This window comes from Ewingella sp. AOP8-B2-18, from assembly GCF_052376015.1.
GTDB lineage: Bacteria > Pseudomonadota > Gammaproteobacteria > Enterobacterales > Enterobacteriaceae > Ewingella > Ewingella allii.
The window spans coordinates 108,126-126,006 of the sequence record NZ_JBQSVB010000005.1 but is presented as its reverse complement, the minus strand read 5'-3'; the positions used below and the strand labels follow the sequence as shown (position 1 = coordinate 126,006).

General features: G+C 56.6%; 21 protein-coding genes. 16 read left to right on the top strand and 5 right to left on the bottom strand.

Features of this window, described 5'->3' with window-relative positions; genetic code table 11:
* The 9 genes from uca (at position 1) to ACT3RR_RS12180 (ending at position 10,756) form a co-directional block, all read left to right on the top strand.
* Positions 1-3,639 carry an urea carboxylase gene (uca, locus tag ACT3RR_RS12220; protein ID WP_496200401.1) on the top strand — a complete coding sequence of 1,213 codons (3,639 nt, stop codon included), beginning with the start codon at positions 1-3 and terminating at the stop codon, positions 3,637-3,639.
* 23 nt (positions 3,640-3,662) lie between these two features.
* Positions 3,663-4,400, top strand: coding sequence for a GntR family transcriptional regulator (locus ACT3RR_RS12215; protein ID WP_486031757.1), 738 nt, complete (start codon positions 3,663-3,665; stop codon positions 4,398-4,400).
* A gap of 41 nt (positions 4,401-4,441) precedes the next feature.
* On the top strand, positions 4,442-5,710 hold the full coding sequence (urtA, locus tag ACT3RR_RS12210; RefSeq protein WP_486031759.1) for an urea ABC transporter substrate-binding protein: 1,269 nt from the start codon (positions 4,442-4,444) through the stop codon (positions 5,708-5,710).
* A 171-nt stretch (positions 5,711-5,881) separates the two neighbouring features.
* Complete coding sequence (gene urtB / locus ACT3RR_RS12205) at positions 5,882-7,459, top strand: urea ABC transporter permease subunit UrtB (RefSeq protein WP_496200400.1); 1,578 nt, start codon at positions 5,882-5,884, stop codon at positions 7,457-7,459.
* The gene (gene urtC / locus ACT3RR_RS12200) at positions 7,459-8,535 is read left to right on the top strand and encodes an urea ABC transporter permease subunit UrtC (RefSeq protein ID WP_486031762.1); all 1,077 of its coding nucleotides are present in this window, start codon (positions 7,459-7,461) and stop codon (positions 8,533-8,535) included. The genes urtB and urtC overlap by 1 nt, the downstream gene beginning before the upstream one ends.
* Positions 8,536-8,540: 5 nt before the next feature.
* Positions 8,541-9,338: an urea ABC transporter ATP-binding protein UrtD gene (urtD, locus tag ACT3RR_RS12195; protein ID WP_423784202.1), complete on the top strand. Its 798-nt coding sequence runs from the start codon at positions 8,541-8,543 to the stop codon at positions 9,336-9,338.
* 15 nt (positions 9,339-9,353) lie between these two features.
* A complete protein-coding gene (gene urtE, locus ACT3RR_RS12190; protein WP_496200399.1) occupies positions 9,354-10,052 on the top strand; it encodes an urea ABC transporter ATP-binding subunit UrtE in 699 nt (232 codons plus the stop codon).
* 103 nt (positions 10,053-10,155) lie between these two features.
* Positions 10,156-10,416, top strand: coding sequence for a type II toxin-antitoxin system Phd/YefM family antitoxin (locus ACT3RR_RS12185; protein ID WP_100936506.1), 261 nt, complete (start codon positions 10,156-10,158; stop codon positions 10,414-10,416).
* Position 10,417: 1 nt separating this feature from the next.
* Positions 10,418-10,756: a type II toxin-antitoxin system RelE/ParE family toxin gene (locus ACT3RR_RS12180; RefSeq protein WP_353503715.1), complete on the top strand. Its 339-nt coding sequence runs from the start codon at positions 10,418-10,420 to the stop codon at positions 10,754-10,756.
* A 49-nt stretch (positions 10,757-10,805) separates the two neighbouring features.
* Here the strand turns inward: ACT3RR_RS12180 and mazF are convergent, their stop codons facing one another.
* The 3 genes from mazF to ACT3RR_RS12165 all read right to left on the bottom strand — a co-directional run bounded on the left by mazF (position 10,806) and on the right by ACT3RR_RS12165 (position 11,807).
* Positions 10,806-11,141: an endoribonuclease MazF gene (gene mazF / locus ACT3RR_RS12175; protein WP_353503716.1), complete on the bottom strand. Its 336-nt coding sequence runs from the start codon at positions 11,139-11,141 to the stop codon at positions 10,806-10,808.
* A 1-nt stretch (position 11,142) separates the two neighbouring features.
* Entirely contained in the window at positions 11,143-11,388 is a 246-nt protein-coding gene (locus tag ACT3RR_RS12170; RefSeq protein WP_154145766.1) for an AbrB/MazE/SpoVT family DNA-binding domain-containing protein, read from the bottom strand.
* A gap of 170 nt (positions 11,389-11,558) precedes the next feature.
* Positions 11,559-11,807, bottom strand: a complete 249-nt coding sequence (locus ACT3RR_RS12165; RefSeq protein WP_185688980.1) for a GlsB/YeaQ/YmgE family stress response membrane protein — start codon at positions 11,805-11,807, stop codon at positions 11,559-11,561.
* Positions 11,808-12,215: 408 nt separating this feature from the next.
* Here ACT3RR_RS12165 and bhsA point away from each other — a divergent pair, with 408 nt between their 5' ends.
* From bhsA to ACT3RR_RS12145, 4 genes are all read left to right on the top strand, one after another.
* Entirely contained in the window at positions 12,216-12,473 is a 258-nt protein-coding gene (bhsA, locus tag ACT3RR_RS12160; RefSeq protein WP_353503717.1) for a multiple stress resistance protein BhsA, read from the top strand.
* Positions 12,474-12,670: 197 nt separating this feature from the next.
* On the top strand, positions 12,671-13,123 hold the full coding sequence (locus ACT3RR_RS12155) for a GNAT family N-acetyltransferase (RefSeq protein WP_353503718.1): 453 nt from the start codon (positions 12,671-12,673) through the stop codon (positions 13,121-13,123).
* A gap of 10 nt (positions 13,124-13,133) precedes the next feature.
* The gene (locus ACT3RR_RS12150; protein WP_353503719.1) at positions 13,134-13,766 is read left to right on the top strand and encodes a LysE family translocator; all 633 of its coding nucleotides are present in this window, start codon (positions 13,134-13,136) and stop codon (positions 13,764-13,766) included.
* 14 nt (positions 13,767-13,780) lie between these two features.
* A complete protein-coding gene (locus ACT3RR_RS12145; protein ID WP_353503720.1) occupies positions 13,781-14,227 on the top strand; it encodes a GNAT family N-acetyltransferase in 447 nt (148 codons plus the stop codon).
* Positions 14,228-14,287: 60 nt separating this feature from the next.
* On the opposite strand, the gene yfcF is transcribed toward ACT3RR_RS12145, so the two are convergent.
* A complete protein-coding gene (gene yfcF, locus ACT3RR_RS12140) occupies positions 14,288-14,920 on the bottom strand; it encodes a glutathione transferase (protein ID WP_353503721.1) in 633 nt (210 codons plus the stop codon).
* A gap of 196 nt (positions 14,921-15,116) precedes the next feature.
* Between yfcF and ACT3RR_RS12135 the strand changes: the two genes are divergently transcribed.
* Both ACT3RR_RS12135 and ACT3RR_RS12130 read left to right on the top strand, forming a co-directional pair.
* A complete protein-coding gene (locus ACT3RR_RS12135; protein WP_353503722.1) occupies positions 15,117-15,674 on the top strand; it encodes a hypothetical protein in 558 nt (185 codons plus the stop codon).
* A gap of 5 nt (positions 15,675-15,679) precedes the next feature.
* Positions 15,680-16,153, top strand: coding sequence for a GNAT family N-acetyltransferase (locus ACT3RR_RS12130; RefSeq protein WP_496200398.1), 474 nt, complete (start codon positions 15,680-15,682; stop codon positions 16,151-16,153).
* 10 nt (positions 16,154-16,163) lie between these two features.
* Here the strand turns inward: ACT3RR_RS12130 and ACT3RR_RS12125 are convergent, their stop codons facing one another.
* Positions 16,164-16,616 carry a GNAT family N-acetyltransferase gene (locus tag ACT3RR_RS12125; RefSeq protein ID WP_496200397.1) on the bottom strand — a complete coding sequence of 151 codons (453 nt, stop codon included), beginning with the start codon at positions 16,614-16,616 and terminating at the stop codon, positions 16,164-16,166.
* A 71-nt stretch (positions 16,617-16,687) separates the two neighbouring features.
* On the opposite strand from ACT3RR_RS12125, the gene ACT3RR_RS12120 reads away from it, so the two are divergent.
* On the top strand, positions 16,688-17,872 hold the full coding sequence (locus tag ACT3RR_RS12120) for a benzoate/H(+) symporter BenE family transporter (protein WP_486031777.1): 1,185 nt from the start codon (positions 16,688-16,690) through the stop codon (positions 17,870-17,872).
* Positions 17,873-17,881 lie beyond the last annotated feature (9 nt).

Below are 17,881 nucleotides of genomic sequence, written 5' to 3'. Positions count from 1 at the left end.
ATGCTGACTACCGTACTAGTGGCAAATCGCGGTGAAATCGCCTGCCGCGCAATTCGCACCCTTAAACGCCTTGGCGTGACCAGCGTGGCGGTCTATTCCGACGCCGATCGCAATGCGCCACACGTCACCGACGCCGATATCGCCATTGCGCTGGGTGGTGAGAAGGCCAGCGACAGCTATTTGGTGATCGACAAGATTCTGGCCGCCGCCAAACAGACCGGCGCGCAGGCAATTTATCCGGGCTACGGCTTCCTGTCCGAAAGCGCCGAGTTCGCCGACGCCTGCGAGGCAGCGGGCATTGCCTTTATTGGCCCGAGCGCGGCGCAAATCCGCGAGTTTGGCCTTAAACACCGGGCGCGCGAGCTGGCGGGGGCCGCCAATGTGCCAATGACGCCGGGCACCGGTTTGCTGGACAGCATTGAAGAAGCAGTGAGCGCGGCGGCGGAAATTGGCTACCCGATTATGTTGAAAAGCACCGCGGGCGGTGGCGGTATCGGCCTGACTCGCTGTGACGACGAAGCCGCCCTGCGCGCCGCGTGGGACAGCGTGAAACGCCTCGGCGAGCACTTCTTCCGCGACGCGGGGGTGTTTTTAGAGCGTTTTGTAGATCGTGCGCGCCATGTAGAAGTGCAGATTTTTGGCGACGGCAAGGGCCGCGTGGTGGCCCTCGGCGAGCGCGACTGTTCGCTGCAACGCCGCAACCAAAAAGTAGTTGAGGAGACGCCAGCGCCCAATCTGCCACAGGCCACGCGCGAAGCCTTGCACCGCGCCGCCGTGCAGCTCGGGGAGTCGGTCAGCTATCGCAGCGCGGGCACCGTGGAGTTCATCTTCGACCCGGCGCGCAACGAATTTTACTTCCTCGAAGTGAACACCCGCCTGCAAGTTGAGCATCCGGTCACCGAAATGGTCACCGGGCTGGACCTGATTGAGTGCATGCTGCGCGTGGCCGCCGATCAGCCGCTGGACTGGGCCGCGATGGAAAAAGCCCCGCAGGGCGCCTCGATGGAAGTGCGTATTTACGCCGAAGACCCGCTGAAAAACTTCCAGCCAAGCCCCGGCGTGCTGACGGAAGTGGTGTTCCCTGACGACGTGCGCGTCGACGGCTGGGTCTCTACCGGCAGTGAAGTTTCAGCATTTTATGACCCGATGATCGCCAAGCTTATCGTTCACGGCAAAGACCGCGAAGAGGCTCTTGAGAAGATGTCCCGCGCACTGGCCGCCACCCGCTTGCACGGCATCAGCAGCAACATTGATTATCTGCGCCAGGTGGTCGCCACGCCGGTGTTCCATCAGGGCGAGATGTGGACGCGGATGCTCGACAGCTTCGAGTACGCGCCGCACGCCGTCGAAGTGATTGCGCCCGGCACCTACAGCAGCATTCAGGATTACCCCGGCCGCCTCGGCTATTGGGATATCGGCGTGCCACCTTCCGGCCCGATGGACGATTTTGCCTTCCGTCTGGCTAACCGCATCGTGGGCAACCACCTCGACGCCGCCGGGCTGGAATTCACCCTGCAAGGCCCGACCCTGCGTTTCCACTGCGACGCCACCATCGCGCTGACCGGCGCACTCTGCCCGGCAGACCTTGATGGCGAAGCCGTGAGCTATTGGCAGCCGGTGCAGGTCAAAGCCGGGCAGATATTAACCCTCGGCCGCGCCACTCAGGGCTGCCGCACCTATCTGGCGGTGCGCAACGGCTTCGACGTGCCGGTCTACCTTGGCAGCCGCTCGACCTTCGCCCTCGGACAGTTTGGCGGTCACGCGGGCCGCACGTTGCGCGTCGCCGATATGCTCACCGTTTCCCAGCCTGAGCTTGAGGCCTGCACCACCCCCGCGCCGGTAGATTTGCCGCAGGCCGCCGCGCCGCACGTGGTGCCGACTTACGGCAATATTTGGAATATTGGCGTGCTTTACGGGCCGCACGGCGCGCCGGACTTCTTCACCAAAGAGTCCATCGACGCCTTTTTCGAGGCCGAGTGGCAAGTGCATTACAACTCCAACCGCCTCGGCGTGCGTCTGACTGGGCCAAAGCCGCAGTGGGCGCGCCTGGACGGCGGCGAAGCGGGGCTGCACCCGTCCAACGTGCATGACTGCGAATACGCCATTGGCGCCATCAACTTTACCGGCGACTTCCCGGTGATTTTGACCCGCGACGGGCCGAGCCTCGGCGGTTTTGTCTGCCCGGTGACCATCGCCAAAGCCGAGCTGTGGAAAGTCGGTCAGGTGAAACCGGGGGATAAAATCCGCTTCCACCCCATCAGCTTCGAGCAGGCGCAGGCGCTGGAGCTGGCCCAGCAGGGCACCATTGACTCATTAATGCCGGTCGAGGCCATGGCGCTGGCGACGCCTTCACTGCTGCCTGATACCACCGCGTCCGCCACCGTGCTGGCTGAACTTCCGGCCAGCGCCGAGCGCCCGTCGGTGCAATATCGTCAGGCCGGTGACGGCTACATTCTGATCGAGTACGGCGACAACGTGCTGGATTTGGCCCTGCGCCTGCGCCTTTATCTGCTGATGAAGGCCATTCGCGAAGCCGCCGAGCCGGGTATTGAGGAGCTGTCGCCGGGCGTGCGCTCGCTGCAAATTCGCTATGACAGCCGGGTGATTCACCAGTCGCGCCTGCTACAGCACCTGTTGACGCTGGAACACGATCTGGCCGACGTCAGCCAGCTGAAAATTCCTACCCGCATCGTGCATATGCCGATGGCGTTCGAAGACTCCGCCACCCTTGGCGCGGTGGAGCGCTACCAGCAAACCGTGCGCGCTGAAGCGCCGTGGTTGCCGAACAACGTCGACTTTATCCAGCGCACCAACGGGCTGGCGAGCCGTCAGGAAGTGAAAGACATCATCTTCAACGCCAGCTACCTGATCCTCGGGCTGGGAGATGTCTACCTCGGCGCGCCGTGCGCCGTGCCTGTCGATCCGCGCCATCGCCTGCTGAGTTCGAAATATAACCCGGCGCGCACTTACACCGCCGAGGGCACCGTCGGCATTGGCGGCATGTACATGTGCATCTACGGCATGGACTCGCCGGGAGGCTACCAGTTGGTGGGCCGCACCCTGCCGATTTGGAACAAGTATCTGAAGAACGCCCAGTTCAAAAACGGCGAGCCGTGGCTGCTGCACTTCTTCGATCAGGTGCGTTTCTATGAAGTGACCGAAGAAGAACTGGACGCCCAGCGCGATGCGTTCCGCGAAGGCCGCGCGCAGGTGCGGATTGAAGAAACCGAGTTTGATTTCGCCCAATACACCCAGTTCCTGGCGGATAACGCGGAGGATATCGCCGACTTCCGTTCGCGCCAGTCCGCCGCCTTCACCGCCGAAGTCGCCCACTGGGCCGCGCAGGAGAGTGCCGCCGTGGAAGCCGCCGCCAACGCGGTGCAAGTGGTTGAAGACCAAAGCGAACAGGACGGCCATCTGGTGAGCGCCGACCTGAATGGCAACGTGTGGAAGATTCTGGTCGAGCCGGGCCAGCAGGTGGAAGAGGGTCAGGCGCTGATCGTGGTGGAAGCGATGAAAATGGAGCTGTCGGTCTACGCCCCTTGCGCGGGCCGGGTGAGCAAAATCAGCTGCCAGCAAGGCCGTCCGGTAGGCCCCGGCGACGCACTGCTGTGGCTAGACGTCGCGCAATCGGCCTAAGCCCCGAAGAAGTAGGAGCCAAGATGCAACTGACTGATTCACGTAACGCTGCGGATAAAAAACGCACCAAAATCCGCCCGGAAGGGCTGGCCGAGCGCATTTATTTGCAGCTCAAGGACGACATTTTCAACTTTCGCCTGCTGCCGGGCGACAGGTTCAGTGAGAACGATGTTGCAGACCGCATGGAGACCAGCCGCACGCCGGTGCGTCAGGCGCTGTTTTGGCTGGAGCGCGAAGGCTATGTCGAGGTGTTTTTCCGCAGCGGTTGGCAGGTCAGGCCGTTCGACTTCGACTATTTCGAGCAGCTTTACGACCTGCGCATCGTGCTGGAGCTGGAGGCGGTGAAACGCCTCTGCGCCCTGCCTGCGGGCTTGCAGCCGGGGCAACTCGGCCAGCTCAAAGCCTTCTGGGTGGACGCGCCGCGCCTTGAGGACGGGCAGGAAGTCTCGCGCTACGACGAGGCTTTCCACATGACGCTGGTCGAGGCGGCTGGCAATGCCGAAATGGCACGCATTCACCGCGACCTGACGGAGAAAATCCGCATCATTCGCCGCCTCGATTTCACCAAAGGCTCGCGCATTGATGCCACGTATCACGAACACGCGAGCATCCTGCTCGCCATCTTGCACCAGCAAACCGAGGAGGCTCAGCGCCAACTTCACGACCACATCTCGGGCAGTAAGGCCGAGGTACGCAAAATCACGCTGCACATGCTGCATCAGGCTCGAAATGATGAGGGCAACCCATCAGGACTTTTATAAAAATTTTTCGACTTAAACCAATAACTAACAGGGGTTTTACTATGCATCGTCGACATTTTATTAAAGCTTTTGCTCTCTCTGCGACCGTGGTCAGCATGGGTCTGGCCTGGGGCGCGCAGGCCGCCGACACCATCAAGGTTGGGATCATGCACTCGCTCTCCGGCACCATGGCGATTTCTGAAACGCCGCTGAAAGACGTGGCGCTAATGACCATTGACGACATCAACGCCCACGGCGGCGTGCTGGGTAAAAAGCTCGAACCGGTGGTGGTCGACCCGGCCTCCAACTGGCCGCTGTTTGCCGAAAAAGCCCGCCAACTGCTGACGCAGGACAAGGTGGCGGCGGTGTTCGGCTGCTGGACATCGGTGTCGCGCAAATCAGTGCTGCCGGTGTTCGAGGAGCTGAACGGCCTGCTGTTCTACCCGGTGCAGTATGAGGGGGAAGAGATGTCGCCAAACGTGTTCTACACCGGCGCAGCGCCAAACCAGCAGGCTATTCCGGCGGTGGAATACCTGATGAGCGAAGATGGCGGCGGTGCCAAACGCTTCTTCCTGCTGGGCACTGACTATGTTTACCCGCGCACCACCAACAAAATCCTGCGCGCCTTCCTGCACTCTAAAGGAGTGAAAGACAGCGATATTCAGGAAGTCTATACGCCGTTCGGCTACAGCGATTACCAGACTATCGTCTCCGACATTAAGAAATTCTCCGCCGGGGGCAAAACCGCGGTGATCTCCACCATCAACGGCGACTCAAACGTACCGTTCTACAAAGAGCTGGCGAATCAGGGCGTTAAAGCGACCGACGTGCCGGTTGTCGCTTTCTCCGTGGGGGAAGAAGAGCTGCGCGGCATCGACACCAAGCCGCTGGTCGGCGACCTCGCCGCGTGGAACTACTTCGAATCCGTGGATAACCCGGCGAACAAGAAATTCGTCGCCGAGTGGAAGGCTTACGCCAAGGCCCACAAACTGCCAAATGCTGACACCGCCGTGACCAATGACCCGATGGAAGCCACCTACGTGGGCATTCATATGTGGGCGCAGGCGGTGGAAAAGGCCGGAACGACGGATGTCGATAAAGTCCGCGCCGCCATGGCCGGGCAGACCTTCGCCGCGCCGTCTGGCTTCACGCTGACCATGGATGCCACCAACCACCACCTGCACAAACCGGTGATGATTGGCGAGATTGAGTCCAACGGCCAGTTCAACGTGGTATGGCAGACCGACAAACCTATCCGCGCCCAGCCGTGGAGCCCGTATATCGCCGGTAACGACAAAAAGCCTGACACCCCGGTGAAAAGCACTAACTGATTGGATTGCTCCTTCTCCCTTCACGGGGAGAAGGCTGGGATGAGGGGTGGTTTTGGGCGCCGAGTCGCCTAAATACCCCACCCCAGCCCTCCCCTTACCAGGGGAGGGAGCAGATCGGTGCTCCACTTTACGAAGTAGCCAGAAATACACTTTGGGCAACGGGAAAACACCATGACGACCAGCTTAATGAACTTCAGGCCACTGCTTTTCCTGCTTTGTTGCCTGCCGCTGCTGGCTCAGGCCGGGGCGGCGAATGACTTTGCGGCGGCGAATCGCAGCCAGCAAGCCACTCTGTTACAGCAGTGGGCCGCCGACCCGCAGCCGGAGCGTTTGCCGCTGCTGGAAGCGCTGAAGCAGGAAAACGTGATGATCGACGACGCCAAACACGCCTTTGTGCAACAGGGCGACGCGCTGACCCCGCTAGATGGCGATGCCAAGCCGCAGGGCGACACCAAAAAGGTTTGGCTCAACAACCGCTTACGCATTTTGATTGCCAACGCGCTGTCGGCGCATCGTCTGGTCAGCACTGACAGCAATGTGCGGCTACAGGCGGCCAAATCCTTGCAGCGCGAGGCGCAGGCGGACCAGTTGCCGCTGCTGACCCATCGTCTGGCGCTGGAAAAAGACCCGGCGGTGCATGATGCCCTGAATATCGCGCTGGCGAATTTGCAGCTCGCCGATGCTAACCCGCAGGTGCGGCTGAAAGCCGTCGAGCTGCTGGGCGCTTCAGGGGACCCAGACACTCAGGGCCGCCTTCAGGCGCTGACTGACCCGAAAACCGAAGCCGACGCCGATGTGCGCAAAGCCGCGCAGGCCAGCCTGAAAGCCGTTGAGCACCGTTTGCTGATAGGCGACCTGATTGGTCAGGCGTTTACCGGCCTGTCGCTGGGCTCGATTTTGCTACTGGCGGCGCTGGGTCTGGCGATAACCTACGGCCTGCTGGGGGTGATCAACATGGCCCATGGCGAAATGCTGATGCTCGGCTCCTACTCCACTTATATGGTTCAGTCGCTGTTTGAGCACTACGCGCCGGGCCTGCTGGCGCTCTACCCACTGGTCGCGCTGCCGGTGGCCTTCTTTATTACTGCTGGAATTGGCATGGCGCTAGAGCGCACGGTGATCCGCCATTTATACGGCCGCCCGCTGGAAACCCTGCTGGCAACCTGGGGCATCAGCCTGATTTTGATTCAGGCGGTGCGGGTACTCTTTGGCGCGCAAAACGTCGAAGTCGCCAACCCCGGCTGGCTGTCGGGCGGTATCCAGCTGCTGCCGAATCTGGTGCTGCCGTATAACCGCATCGCGGTAATCATCTTCGTGCTGCTGGTTTTAGCCCTGACCTGGCTGCTGCTGAACAAAACCCGTCTGGGGATGAATGTGCGCGCCGTGACGCAAAACCGCGCCATGGCGGCCTGCTGCGGCGTGCCCACGGGCCGCGTAGACATGCTGGCCTTCGGCCTCGGCTCCGGCATTGCCGGGCTGGGCGGCGTGGCGCTGTCGCAGCTGAGTAACGTCGGCCCTGAGTTGGGTCAAGGCTACATCATCGACTCATTCTTAGTGGTGGTGCTCGGTGGCGTGGGCCAACTGGCAGGCACGGTGGTCGCCGCCTTTGGTCTGGGCATTGTGAACAAGATTCTTGAGCCGGAGATCGGTGCGGTTCTGGGGAAAATCCTGATCCTCGCGCTGATTATTCTGTTTATTCAAAAACGTCCACAGGGACTCTTCGCCTTCAAAGGCAGGGTGATCGACTGATGAATCAACCGCTCACTGTTTCTGGCGTACAAAAAGCGCCGAAAGCCGCCCTGACGATTGGCGCACTGGTGTTTATTGCGCTGATTGTCATGCCTTTTCTGGCATTACTGCCAGCGACTAACCCGCTGGCGGTCTCCACCTACACGCTGACATTAGTCGGCAAGATCCTCTGTTACGCGATCGTCGCGATCGCCCTCGATCTGGTGTGGGGCTATGCCGGTTTGCTCTCCCTCGGCCACGGCCTGTTTTTCGCCCTCGGCGGCTACGCCATGGGCATGTACCTGATGCGTCAGGCGGCGGGCAGCGGCCTGCCGGACTTTATGTCATTCCTCTCGTGGAGCGAGCTGCCGTGGTTTTGGGCCGGAACCCAGCATTTCGCCTGGGCGCTGTGCCTGATTGTGCTGGTGCCGGGCACGCTGGCATTTGTCTTCGGCTACTTCGCTTTTCGCTCGAAAATCAAAGGCGTCTACTTCTCGATCATGACGCAGGCGCTGACCTACGCGGGCATGCTGCTGTTCTTTCGCAATGAAACCGGATTTGGCGGCAACAACGGCTTCACCGGTTTCACTACCCTGCTCGGCTTTCAGGTCACGGCAACCGGCACGCGCATCGGCCTATTTTTGATGACCGTTATCGTGCTCGCCGCCAGTCTGGCACTGGGTTTCGCCCTGGCGCGCAGCAAATATGGCCGAGTGCTGACCGCCGTGCGCGACGCCGAAAACCGATTGATCTTCTGCGGCTATGACCCGAAGGGCTTCAAGCTGTTCGTCTGGACGGTTTCCGCCATGCTGTGTGGCATCGCCGGGGCGCTGTACGTGCCGCAAGTGGGCATTATCAACCCAAGCGAGATGTCGCCGACGAACTCAATCGAGGCGGCAATCTGGGTGGCCCTCGGCGGGCGCGGCACGCTGATCGGCCCGATTCTCGGCGCTGGCATCGTCAATGGCGCGAAAAGCTGGTTTACCGTCGCGATTCCCGAGTATTGGCAATTTATTCTCGGCGGCATGTTTATTCTAGTGACGCTGTTCCTGCCGCAAGGCGTGATTGGGTTGCTGCGTAAGAGGAAATCCTCATGAATTCAATGACTATGACCGAAGAGCTGTTCACGCAATCCTATCCGTCTGACCGTTTTCGCCAGCAGACCGATCCGGTTTTGCTGCTGGAAAATATCAATGTCAGTTTCGACGGCTTTAAGGCGCTGACCAACCTGTCATTGCGCATCGGCGTGGGCGAGCTGCGCTGCGTAATTGGCCCTAACGGCGCGGGGAAAACCACCCTGATGGACGTGATCACCGGCAAAACCAAGCCGCAGAGTGGCCGGGTATTTTACGACCAGACCACTGACCTTACCCAGCTTGATCCAGTGCGGATTGCGCAATCAGGCATTGGGCGGAAATTTCAGAAACCGACGGTGTTTGAAGCACTAACCGTGTTCGAGAACCTTGAGATCGCCCAGAAAACCAATAAGTCGGTGTGGGCCTGCCTGCGCGCCAAACTGAACAGCGAACAGCGCGACAGAATCGACGAAATGCTGGTGACGCTGCGCCTTGCCGGTGAGCGCCATCGGCTGGCGGGGTTGCTGTCTCACGGCCAGAAGCAGTTTCTGGAAATCGGCATGCTGCTGGTGCAGGAGCCGCACCTGCTGCTGCTCGACGAGCCTGCCGCCGGGATGACCGACGCCGAAACCGAATACACCGCCGAGCTGTTCAAGCAGCTGGCGGGCAAACACTCGCTGATGGTAGTCGAGCACGACATGGGGTTCGTGGAGAGCATCGCCGACCACGTCACCGTGCTGCATCAGGGGCAAGTACTGGCGGAAGGCTCCTTGCAACAGGTGCAGGCCAATGAGCAGGTTATTGAAGTCTATTTGGGACGCTAAAACTGAGGAACCATTATGCTGCAAGTCAATGAACTGAATCAGTTTTACGGCGGAAGCCACATTCTGCGCGGGTTAAGCTTCGAGGCAAAAATCGGCGAAGTCACCTGCCTGCTCGGCCGCAACGGCGTCGGCAAAACCACGCTGCTGAAATGCCTGATGGGGCTGATCCCGGCCAAGTCCGGCACCATCAACTGGCAGGGAGAAACTATCAATGGCCGCAAACCCCACCAGCGGGTGCAGGCGGGCATTGCCTATGTCCCGCAGGGTCGCGATATTTTTCCGCGCCTGACGGTGGAGGAAAACCTGCTGATGGGCCTGTCGCGCTTTCCCGGTAGCCAAGCCAAACAGGTGCCAGACCACATCTATCACCTGTTCCCAGTATTGCTGGAGATGAAGCATCGACGCGGCGGCGATCTGTCCGGCGGCCAACAACAGCAGTTGGCGATTGGCCGGGCGCTGGCCTGTAAACCGAGCTTGTTGATCCTCGACGAACCTACCGAGGGGATTCAACCCTCGGTGATTAAGGAGATCGGCGCCGTTATCAAGCAGCTTGCTGCTCAGGGCGATATGGCGATCCTGCTGGTCGAGCAGTTCTACGATTTCGCTGCCGAGCTGGCTGACAGCTATCTGGTAATGTCGCGCGGCAGCATTATTAAAAGCGGGCGCGGCGATGAGATGGAAGCCGAAGGCGTGCGGGGGTTGGTGGCGATTTAATGCGAGGCTGATTCCTAAGTTGATGTTTAATCCACCAGACGATATTTAATCAATGCTAGAATATATCGATTAAATCGAACGAAACGTCTGAAAGGAGTCAACGATGAAATCTCTTAATGCAAATGAAGTTAAAACACAATTTGGTGATGTTCTGCTGCAAGTCCAGCGGGAACCATTACAGATCAACCGCAATGGCAAACCCGTTGCGGTGATGTTGTCGATGGAGGATTATCAAATGATGGATGAGATCAAGCTACGGATTCTTAAAGAAAAAATAGCTCGCGCAGAGGCAGATATTGCCCGTGGGGATGTCATGGATGGCGATGCGTTTTTTGCTCAATTGATGCAAGGAAGACAAATCTAAGATGGGTAAATACCAGATAGCCAAGGAGGCACGGGAGGATCTTATTAAGATTCAGCGCTATACACAGGAACACTGGGGAATTACACAGTCTGATAAATACCTCGCAGAGATCTTTAAGCTTTTCTCACTGGTAGCCATACATCCTGAGATAGGGCGCTCTGTGGCGTTCCGTGATGATGTTTTCCGGTTTCCTCATAAAAGTCATGTGGCTTACTTTTTGAAGAAATCGTCAGGTATTATTTTTATCTCAGTGATGCATAAGAGTCAGTTACCAGAGGATAATCCCGCGCTATCACTACATGAGCCAGAAGTGGTGTTTACATTAACCACGGTAAAGTGAGTAACACAAAAAAGCCGCGTTCAACGCGGCTTTTTGCTCAAAGCTAGGGTTAACCGTCAATCAGCGCTTTTACCTTTGCTCTGACTTCATCAAGCTCGAGCAGGCTCACGGTTCCTTTTTTGACAGCATTTCTTTTACGCCAGTCCAAGCTTTTTATCTGATCTGACAACACCGCGCTCTGCCTAGTGCCAGCAATTAATACCTCGAAAGGGTAGCCTTTTATCTTGGTGGTCATCGGGCAGCACAGCAGCAACCCCACTCGATCATTATATGCAGCAGGACTCAGAACGACAGCGGGCCTGTGCCCGGCCTGTTCGTGACCGGCTTGTGGGTCAAAGTCCAGCCAGATGATATCTCCGGCGTCAGGGATAAAAGGTTTCACCATGTCACAAGACCTCTCGGCCTGTTGGGGAGCCAAAATCTACCTCTTCATGCATATTGCTTTCCGTCACTCCCCCCAGAAGGGAATCGAGTGAATAGGTTTTAGCGCGGACTGGGACGATGATGATTTTGCCGTCTTCTACTGCAATCTCGACAGTATCATCGACCTTGAGAGAGGCTGCTTCCATGATAGCGACCGGTAGGCGCACAGAAGGGCTATTTCCCCATTTTTTCACAATGACCTGCGGCATAGATTTTCCTCAAGGAAGTATCAACAATGATGATACTGTGAGACAAAGCCCTCTCAGTGTCAACAATGTTTATACAGGGTAATGGATGGGAGGAGCTTCAGGGGGGATCTCAAGACACAAAAAAGCCGCGTTCAACGCGGCTTTTTTAGAAATATTCTAGGTCGGTGTTATCAACTGCGAACTTTGCGGTAGATAAACAGCACGACCAGCGCACCGATCACGGCGACGACGAAGCTGCCGAAATTGAAACCGTCCACGCGGCCAAAGCCAAACAGTGTACTGATGTAACCACCGACGACGGCACCGACAACACCAAGAACCACGGTCAGGATGAACCCGCCACCATCTTTACCCGGCATGATCCATTTCGCCAGAATACCTGCAATCAGACCAAAGATAATCCAGGATAAAATTCCCATTTTTTGACTCCTCCAAATAAATTTCCGTACCGTGAATATTGTTGAGCCAATGCGGCTAAACAAGTGCGAAGGAGGTTGCTCCTCGCATGATCGCCTGCTGAAATTCCACCAGAGACGGCTTTTTCTTGCACTGCACTTATAGCGTAGCAGAAAACCAGAAACTCGCCCAAAATCAGCAGGAAGGGTAATAAAACGTCAGTTTGTGCTCGGTTTTTAAACCGGTGTCAACGTCCGAACCCGCATTGTCAACCTCTCGCAGCCGGCTGTAAATTCGCGTAAAATCTTCAACTAATTTTTTGAATTACATTCTCAAATCAATCCGTTTTTCATCTGCATGCCACAGGTCTATTATTCACTCATCGAAAGGCAACCACCTTTCTATCTAATAACCTGAATGGAATATACATCATGAAAAACGTCAAAATTTTTGCTGTAGCTGCAACCCTTTCTCTGATTTCTTTCGGTAGTTTTGCTGCTCAGCAGGTGAGTCAGCCGATGGACGGTCAACAAAAACTGGGCGTGATTTCTGCCTCTGGCCCAACCACTATTGGTGGTCTGGAAAGCAAACTGGCAGCTCAGGCAAGTGATGCTGGTGCCTCTTCTTACCGCATCATCTCCGTGACCGGTAATAACCGCCTGCACGCCGATGCTGAAATCTACAAATAAGCTTTCGTCAGTCAGTTAATACCCTCAGAAATCAAGAAGCCTGTGGAAAGCGTCTTAGCGGCGCATTCCACAGGCTTTTGTCATGATTATCAGACACTCTCCTGATCTCACTTTAAGACTTTCTTTACGCTTCCCATTGCATCCCTCAAGGCCGGTTACTATTCTGGACTGTCATTTTTTCAGCAAAGGGAACCGCCATGAAAACACGCCTCACCGCAGCACCGACGGCCGATGATGTCGACGAAATAAAAACGGCCCTCCGCACTTTCAATCTCAATTTTATTCACCGGCCTAAACTCCGTGAGCTGGGTATTTTTGTCGAAGATGAACACGGCAAAAAACAGGCCGGTATTGTGGCGGAAACCGTCGGGAAGTGGATGTACATCCAGATGCTGTGGGTGGATGAGTCCCTGCGCGGAAAAGATGTCGGCACGCAGCTTATCAGCGAAGCCGAAGAAGAAGCCAAAGCCCGCGGCTGCCTGTACTCACTGGTGGATACCTTTAGTTTCCAGGCGCGCCCGTTCTACGAGCGTATGGGTTACAGCGTGCAGATGACGCTGGAAGATTACATTGAAGACGCGCGGGCGCCGCAGGGGGAATCCACCACGCATACCCGCTATTTCCTGAGCAAAAAGCTCACCACAGCATAGAGACAACGCCGTGACCCTGACCGAATCTTTGGTTTCTTACGCCTTTGCCGCCGGTATTCTGACCCTAACGCCGGGTCTGGATACTGCTTTAGTGTTACGCACCGCCGCCAGCGAGGGCAGCAAGAAAGCCGTGCTGGCCGCGCTGGGCATTAGCACGGGTTGTCTGGTTTGGGGTGCGGCAGTTGCGCTGGGTTTAGGGGCGCTGCTGGCGGCGTCAGAGTTGGCATTCAATCTGCTGAAATGGATTGGCGCAGCCTATCTGTGCTGGCTTGGGGTGCAAATGCTGCTAAAACCGCGTGAAAGCATGTCGTTTAGCGCACAGGACAAAGCCAAGAAAAATCCACTTTTCGGCAGTTGGTTTATCAAAGGTTTGTTCGGCAACGTGCTTAATCCCAAGGTCGGGGTGTTTTACGTGTCGTTTCTGCCGCAATTTGTTGCTACCGGTTATTCGGTTCCGCCATACATTTTCGGCCTGGCGGCCATGCACGCGGTGATTGGCACCCTGTGGTCATTGACCATGATCGCCGCCACCCGACCACTCTCTCGCTGGCTGCAACGCCCGAGCGTGGTGAAAACCTTAGATCGCCTGACCGGCACAGTATTTATCGCTTTTGCAGTTCGTCTCGCGACGACAAAACGTTAACAAAGGAAAGAGTTATGAAAACGCGCATGACCGACACGCCTACTGAGGCTGACATCACTGACATTATCGATGGCCTGCGCGGCTACAATAAAGGCTTTATCCCCGAGCAATCATTCCGGGATTTAGCGATTTTTATCGAAGATGATCAGGGCAAGAAGCAGGCTGGCATTATTGCGGAAACAGTGGGTAACTGGCTTAAAATCATTTACTTATGGGTTGATGAGTCTCTGCGTGGTCAGGACATCGGCACCAAACTGTTGCAGGATGTCCAGCAAGAAGCGCTACAGCGCGGCTGCCGCTACGCCATGGTCGATACCTTTAGTTTTCAGGCGCGCCCGTTCTACGAGCGCCACGGCTTCCATATGCAAATGGCGTTGGAAGATTACATCAAGGATATCCGTGCGCCTGATGAAGCTCCTTCAACCCACACCCGTTTTTATTTAACCAAACGTCTGGGCTGATGGCTGCGCGCGGCGGGGTTCTTCCCTGTCGCGCCACCTATCTTTTCCCATTGTCGCATTTTACTTGGCCGACAGCGCCAGCCACTCTTTGACCGCCGGACGCTGCCACTGGGCATCGGCATAGGCCGCCAGCTTCTCGGGAACGGCATCGCCATTCAGATGTAACCGATTGATCATCAAAGCCAAATCCACGTCAGCAATACACCACTCGCCAAACATATTCTCACGCTCACCGAGCAAACGCTCCGCCGCGCTAAACAGCTTTTCCGCCGCCATTTGGCCACTTTCGCTCAAAGGGGGGAATTTCTTACCGGCGAACACCACTTCGGTGGAACGCTCTTGGCGAATCGGCATTAAATCACTGCGCAGCCAAGCCTGAACTTCGCGCGCTTTGGCACGATTTTCCGGGTCTGCGGGATAGATTGCCGGGAAGGTCGGCGCGGGGAACAGCTCTTCCACATACTCATCAATCGCCGAGGACTCCGACAGCACGAAAGTACCATTGGTCAGCGTCGGGACGCGGCGCGTCAGCGAAACCGCCGAATAGTAATCATGCAGATTTTCATCCACTGCCAAATCGATGGTTTCTATCTCAAAAGGGATGCCTTTTTCGGTCAAGGCGACAAAAGCGGACATCACGTAGGGGCTGAAAAACTGTGCATCAGAATATAACTTCAGCGCGGACTGGCTCATCGACTCTCCTGAGAATGCGGAAAAATATTAATAATTAAAAACATAGCGCAAAACGTCGGGGGTGTCGCAGGTTCTTTCAGCGTCTGAATGTTACAAGTTTATGTCATACGCATATTTAATCTTTCTCATCCTCGATTCATCTCCCTATACTGCAAAATAGGCCGTGAGGTAAGACGTGACTCTTTCAGGAAAACCCATGAAAAAACGGACATTTGTGCTGGCAATACTGCTTCCCCTGTTGGTGAGCGCCGCTCAGGCAGCCCCTTCACCCGGCTCGTCTCCGCAGGCGATCAAAGCGCGGTTTAATCAGTTTCAGATTGGCGACAAGACCATTTGTTTGGATGAGTTTACTTATCCCAACAACCAGAAAATGAAGTCATTCGAAAGCGGCTATGTGATCGCCAAACAGAAAGATGTGCTGACTTATGAAATAGTTAGCATGTTTCTACTGGGTAACGACGTGACCGCGACGGTCAAGGCCGTGGTGGAAAGCCGCCTAAAGCCAAAAGGCATGAGCACCGAGTTTAAGCAGGCCTATATTGACGTAAACGGAATGGACAAGCCCGAGCAGGCTGCGGCGAAAAGCAACCTTATTCAAGAGTTTCAGAAGATGATCAGCGTGAAGCAGGATGATCTGCCTTACGGCGCCATCGTGATAAACGAGCAGGGTTATGTCATTACTACCGTTGAGAAAAATGGTACTAACGTCAGCGAATGCTTTGTCACGCCGGTGAAAAAAGCGGAAAAGGAATAAACCTAATGACCCAGTTATGTGCAATGAGTGCAGACTATTTCTCACAATTTCATCAGCAGCTGGCGGAAGATTACGCCAGAGAGAACGTCAAATCGGGGCGCTGGCTGGAGCACAATGCGCTGGCGCGTGCTCAGGGAGTCATGGAGGAATTGCTGCCGCAGGGCGTCGCCACGCCAGATAACTATCTGTTTGTAATCAAAACTGATCAAGGTGAAACGGCTGGCTGTATTTGGTTAGCCGACGTCGAGCGCCAGGGCGATCGCAGCGCGTTTATTTATGAAGTATCTGTTTACCCGGCGTTTCGCCGTCAGGGCCATGCTCGCGCCGCTTTTCTTCAGTTAGAAGAGAAAGTGCGCGAGCTGGGTTTGAAGTCCATCGGCCTGAACGTGTTCTATCACAACGGCGGCGCACAGGCGTTGTATGCCGGTCTGGGCTATGCGCCAACCAATCTGACCATGGTAAAAAACCTAGCGGATTAATAACCTCCCCTCAGCGCTGATATTTGATGAATTCAGTCTGCGTGCCAATCCGGTCATACAGTTTGCGCGCGGTATGGTTGGAGGTTTTGGTAGTCCAGTAGACGTTGGCTTTGTCGTTCTGATCGGCATAGTCATAAACCGCTTCAATCAGTTTCTGACCAATGCCGAGCTTGCGCGCGCTGTCATCCACGAACAAATCCTGCAAATAGACCACCTGCTGCATGTGCCAGCCGTGATCGTGGTTGATGCAATTGACCAAGCCCACCAACTTGCCCTGATACTCCGCCACATAGCCAAACATGTCGGGATAATCGCTCTGCGACAGACGCTGGAAGGTGTAATCAAACTGCGCCGGATCAAGCTCTGACTGGTAGAAGTCGAGATAGTCGCGCCACAGTGTTTCCCACTCCGCGCGATCGGCAGGGGTTAGTGGACGAATTTTCACCTCATTAGATTGGCTCATTGCGTTCTCTCTGTTAAACATAAGTGGGTGCTTTCGCTTAAATTAATCGTCTATCGCAAGGATTTCCAGCCATGTTGCCGCGCCTTAGCCTCAAAGATGTGACCTTTTCCGCCATTCTCGCTGGTTTTGTGGCGGTACTCGTCGGCTACACCAGTTCGGCGGCCATTATCTTTCAGGCGGCGGAAGCGGCGGGTGCCAGCCCCTTGCAGATTGGTGGCTGGCTGACCATGCTGGGTCTCGGCATGGGGCTGACCTCCATCGGCCTCTCTTTGTGGTATCGCACGCCAATCGTCACCGCGTGGTCGACGCCGGGCGCGGCGCTGCTGGTCACCAGCCTGCCGGGCACCTCGATGAATGATGCCATTGGGGTGTTTATTTTTGCCAGCGGCCTGATGCTGTTATGCGGCGTGACAGGCCTATTTGCCAGACTGATGCACTACATTCCGCAGGCGCTGTCCGCCGCGATGCTGGCCGGAATATTGCTGCGTTTCGGCCTGAACGCTTTCACGTCGCTGCAGAGCAATTTTGCGTTGGCAGGGACGATGTGTCTGGTCTATCTGCTGGCTCGCCGTGCTCTCCCGCGCTACGCCATCGTGCTGACACTGGCCGCCGGACTGATTGTGGCGGGATTGCAGGGAGACATTAGTCTGCACGGGCAAAGCCTGAGCTTCGCCGTGCCGGAATTCGTCACCCCGCACTTCTCGCTTTCGGCGCTGCTGGGTATCGGCATTCCGTTTTTTGTGGTCACTATGGCGTCGCAAAACGCGCCGGGCATCGCCACGCTTAAGGCTCACGGCTATCAGGTGCCGGTTTCTCCGCTGATTTCATGGACGGCGCTGACCGCCCTGCTGCTCGCGCCTTTTGGCGGCTTCACCGTCTGCATTGCCGCCATCACCGCCGCGATTTGCATGGGAGAAGATATCCACCCTGATGCCAAAAAACGCTATATGGCCGCCGTGGCTGCCGGGGTGTTTTACCTGCTGGCCGGGCTGTTTGGCGGCTCTATCGGCCTGCTGTTCACCGCGCTGCCCACGCCGCTCATCCACACCATCGCCGGATTGGCGCTATTGGGGACCATTGCGGGCAGTTTGCAGCGCGCACTGGCGGAAGAGTCGCACCGCGACGCGGCAGTCATTACTTTCCTGATCACCGCCTCTGGCGTCACGCTGCTGGGCGTCGGTTCGGCATTCTGGGGGCTGGTTGGCGGGGTGATAGCCCACTGGGCGCTGACTTTTGGCAAGCAAAAGGCGCTGTAAATGTTGAGG

Coding starts and splice junctions, on each gene's coding strand:
- ACT3RR_RS12125 (WP_496200397.1), bottom strand. CDS start 16,616: ATGAGCCAATCTAATGAGGTGAAAATTCGTCCACTAACCCCTGCCGAT.
- yfcF (WP_353503721.1), bottom strand. CDS start 14,920: ATGAGCCAGTCCGCGCTGAAGTTATATTCTGATGCACAGTTTTTCAGC.
- ACT3RR_RS12185 (WP_100936506.1), top strand. CDS start 10,156: ATGAAATCTCTTAATGCAAATGAAGTTAAAACACAATTTGGTGATGTT.
- urtE (WP_496200399.1), top strand. CDS start 9,354: ATGCTGCAAGTCAATGAACTGAATCAGTTTTACGGCGGAAGCCACATT.
- urtA (WP_486031759.1), top strand. CDS start 4,442: ATGCATCGTCGACATTTTATTAAAGCTTTTGCTCTCTCTGCGACCGTG.
- ACT3RR_RS12165 (WP_185688980.1), bottom strand. CDS start 11,807: ATGGGAATTTTATCCTGGATTATCTTTGGTCTGATTGCAGGTATTCTG.
- urtB (WP_496200400.1), top strand. CDS start 5,882: ATGACGACCAGCTTAATGAACTTCAGGCCACTGCTTTTCCTGCTTTGT.
- ACT3RR_RS12135 (WP_353503722.1), top strand. CDS start 15,117: ATGAAAAAACGGACATTTGTGCTGGCAATACTGCTTCCCCTGTTGGTG.
- ACT3RR_RS12215 (WP_486031757.1), top strand. CDS start 3,663: ATGCAACTGACTGATTCACGTAACGCTGCGGATAAAAAACGCACCAAA.
- ACT3RR_RS12170 (WP_154145766.1), bottom strand. CDS start 11,388: ATGCCGCAGGTCATTGTGAAAAAATGGGGAAATAGCCCTTCTGTGCGC.
- ACT3RR_RS12120 (WP_486031777.1), top strand. CDS start 16,688: ATGTTGCCGCGCCTTAGCCTCAAAGATGTGACCTTTTCCGCCATTCTC.
- mazF (WP_353503716.1), bottom strand. CDS start 11,141: ATGGTGAAACCTTTTATCCCTGACGCCGGAGATATCATCTGGCTGGAC.
- uca (WP_496200401.1), top strand. CDS start 1: ATGCTGACTACCGTACTAGTGGCAAATCGCGGTGAAATCGCCTGCCGC.
- urtC (WP_486031762.1), top strand. CDS start 7,459: ATGAATCAACCGCTCACTGTTTCTGGCGTACAAAAAGCGCCGAAAGCC.
- ACT3RR_RS12130 (WP_496200398.1), top strand. CDS start 15,680: ATGACCCAGTTATGTGCAATGAGTGCAGACTATTTCTCACAATTTCAT.
- ACT3RR_RS12180 (WP_353503715.1), top strand. CDS start 10,418: ATGGGTAAATACCAGATAGCCAAGGAGGCACGGGAGGATCTTATTAAG.
- bhsA (WP_353503717.1), top strand. CDS start 12,216: ATGAAAAACGTCAAAATTTTTGCTGTAGCTGCAACCCTTTCTCTGATT.
- ACT3RR_RS12155 (WP_353503718.1), top strand. CDS start 12,671: ATGAAAACACGCCTCACCGCAGCACCGACGGCCGATGATGTCGACGAA.
- ACT3RR_RS12145 (WP_353503720.1), top strand. CDS start 13,781: ATGAAAACGCGCATGACCGACACGCCTACTGAGGCTGACATCACTGAC.
- urtD (WP_423784202.1), top strand. CDS start 8,541: ATGACTATGACCGAAGAGCTGTTCACGCAATCCTATCCGTCTGACCGT.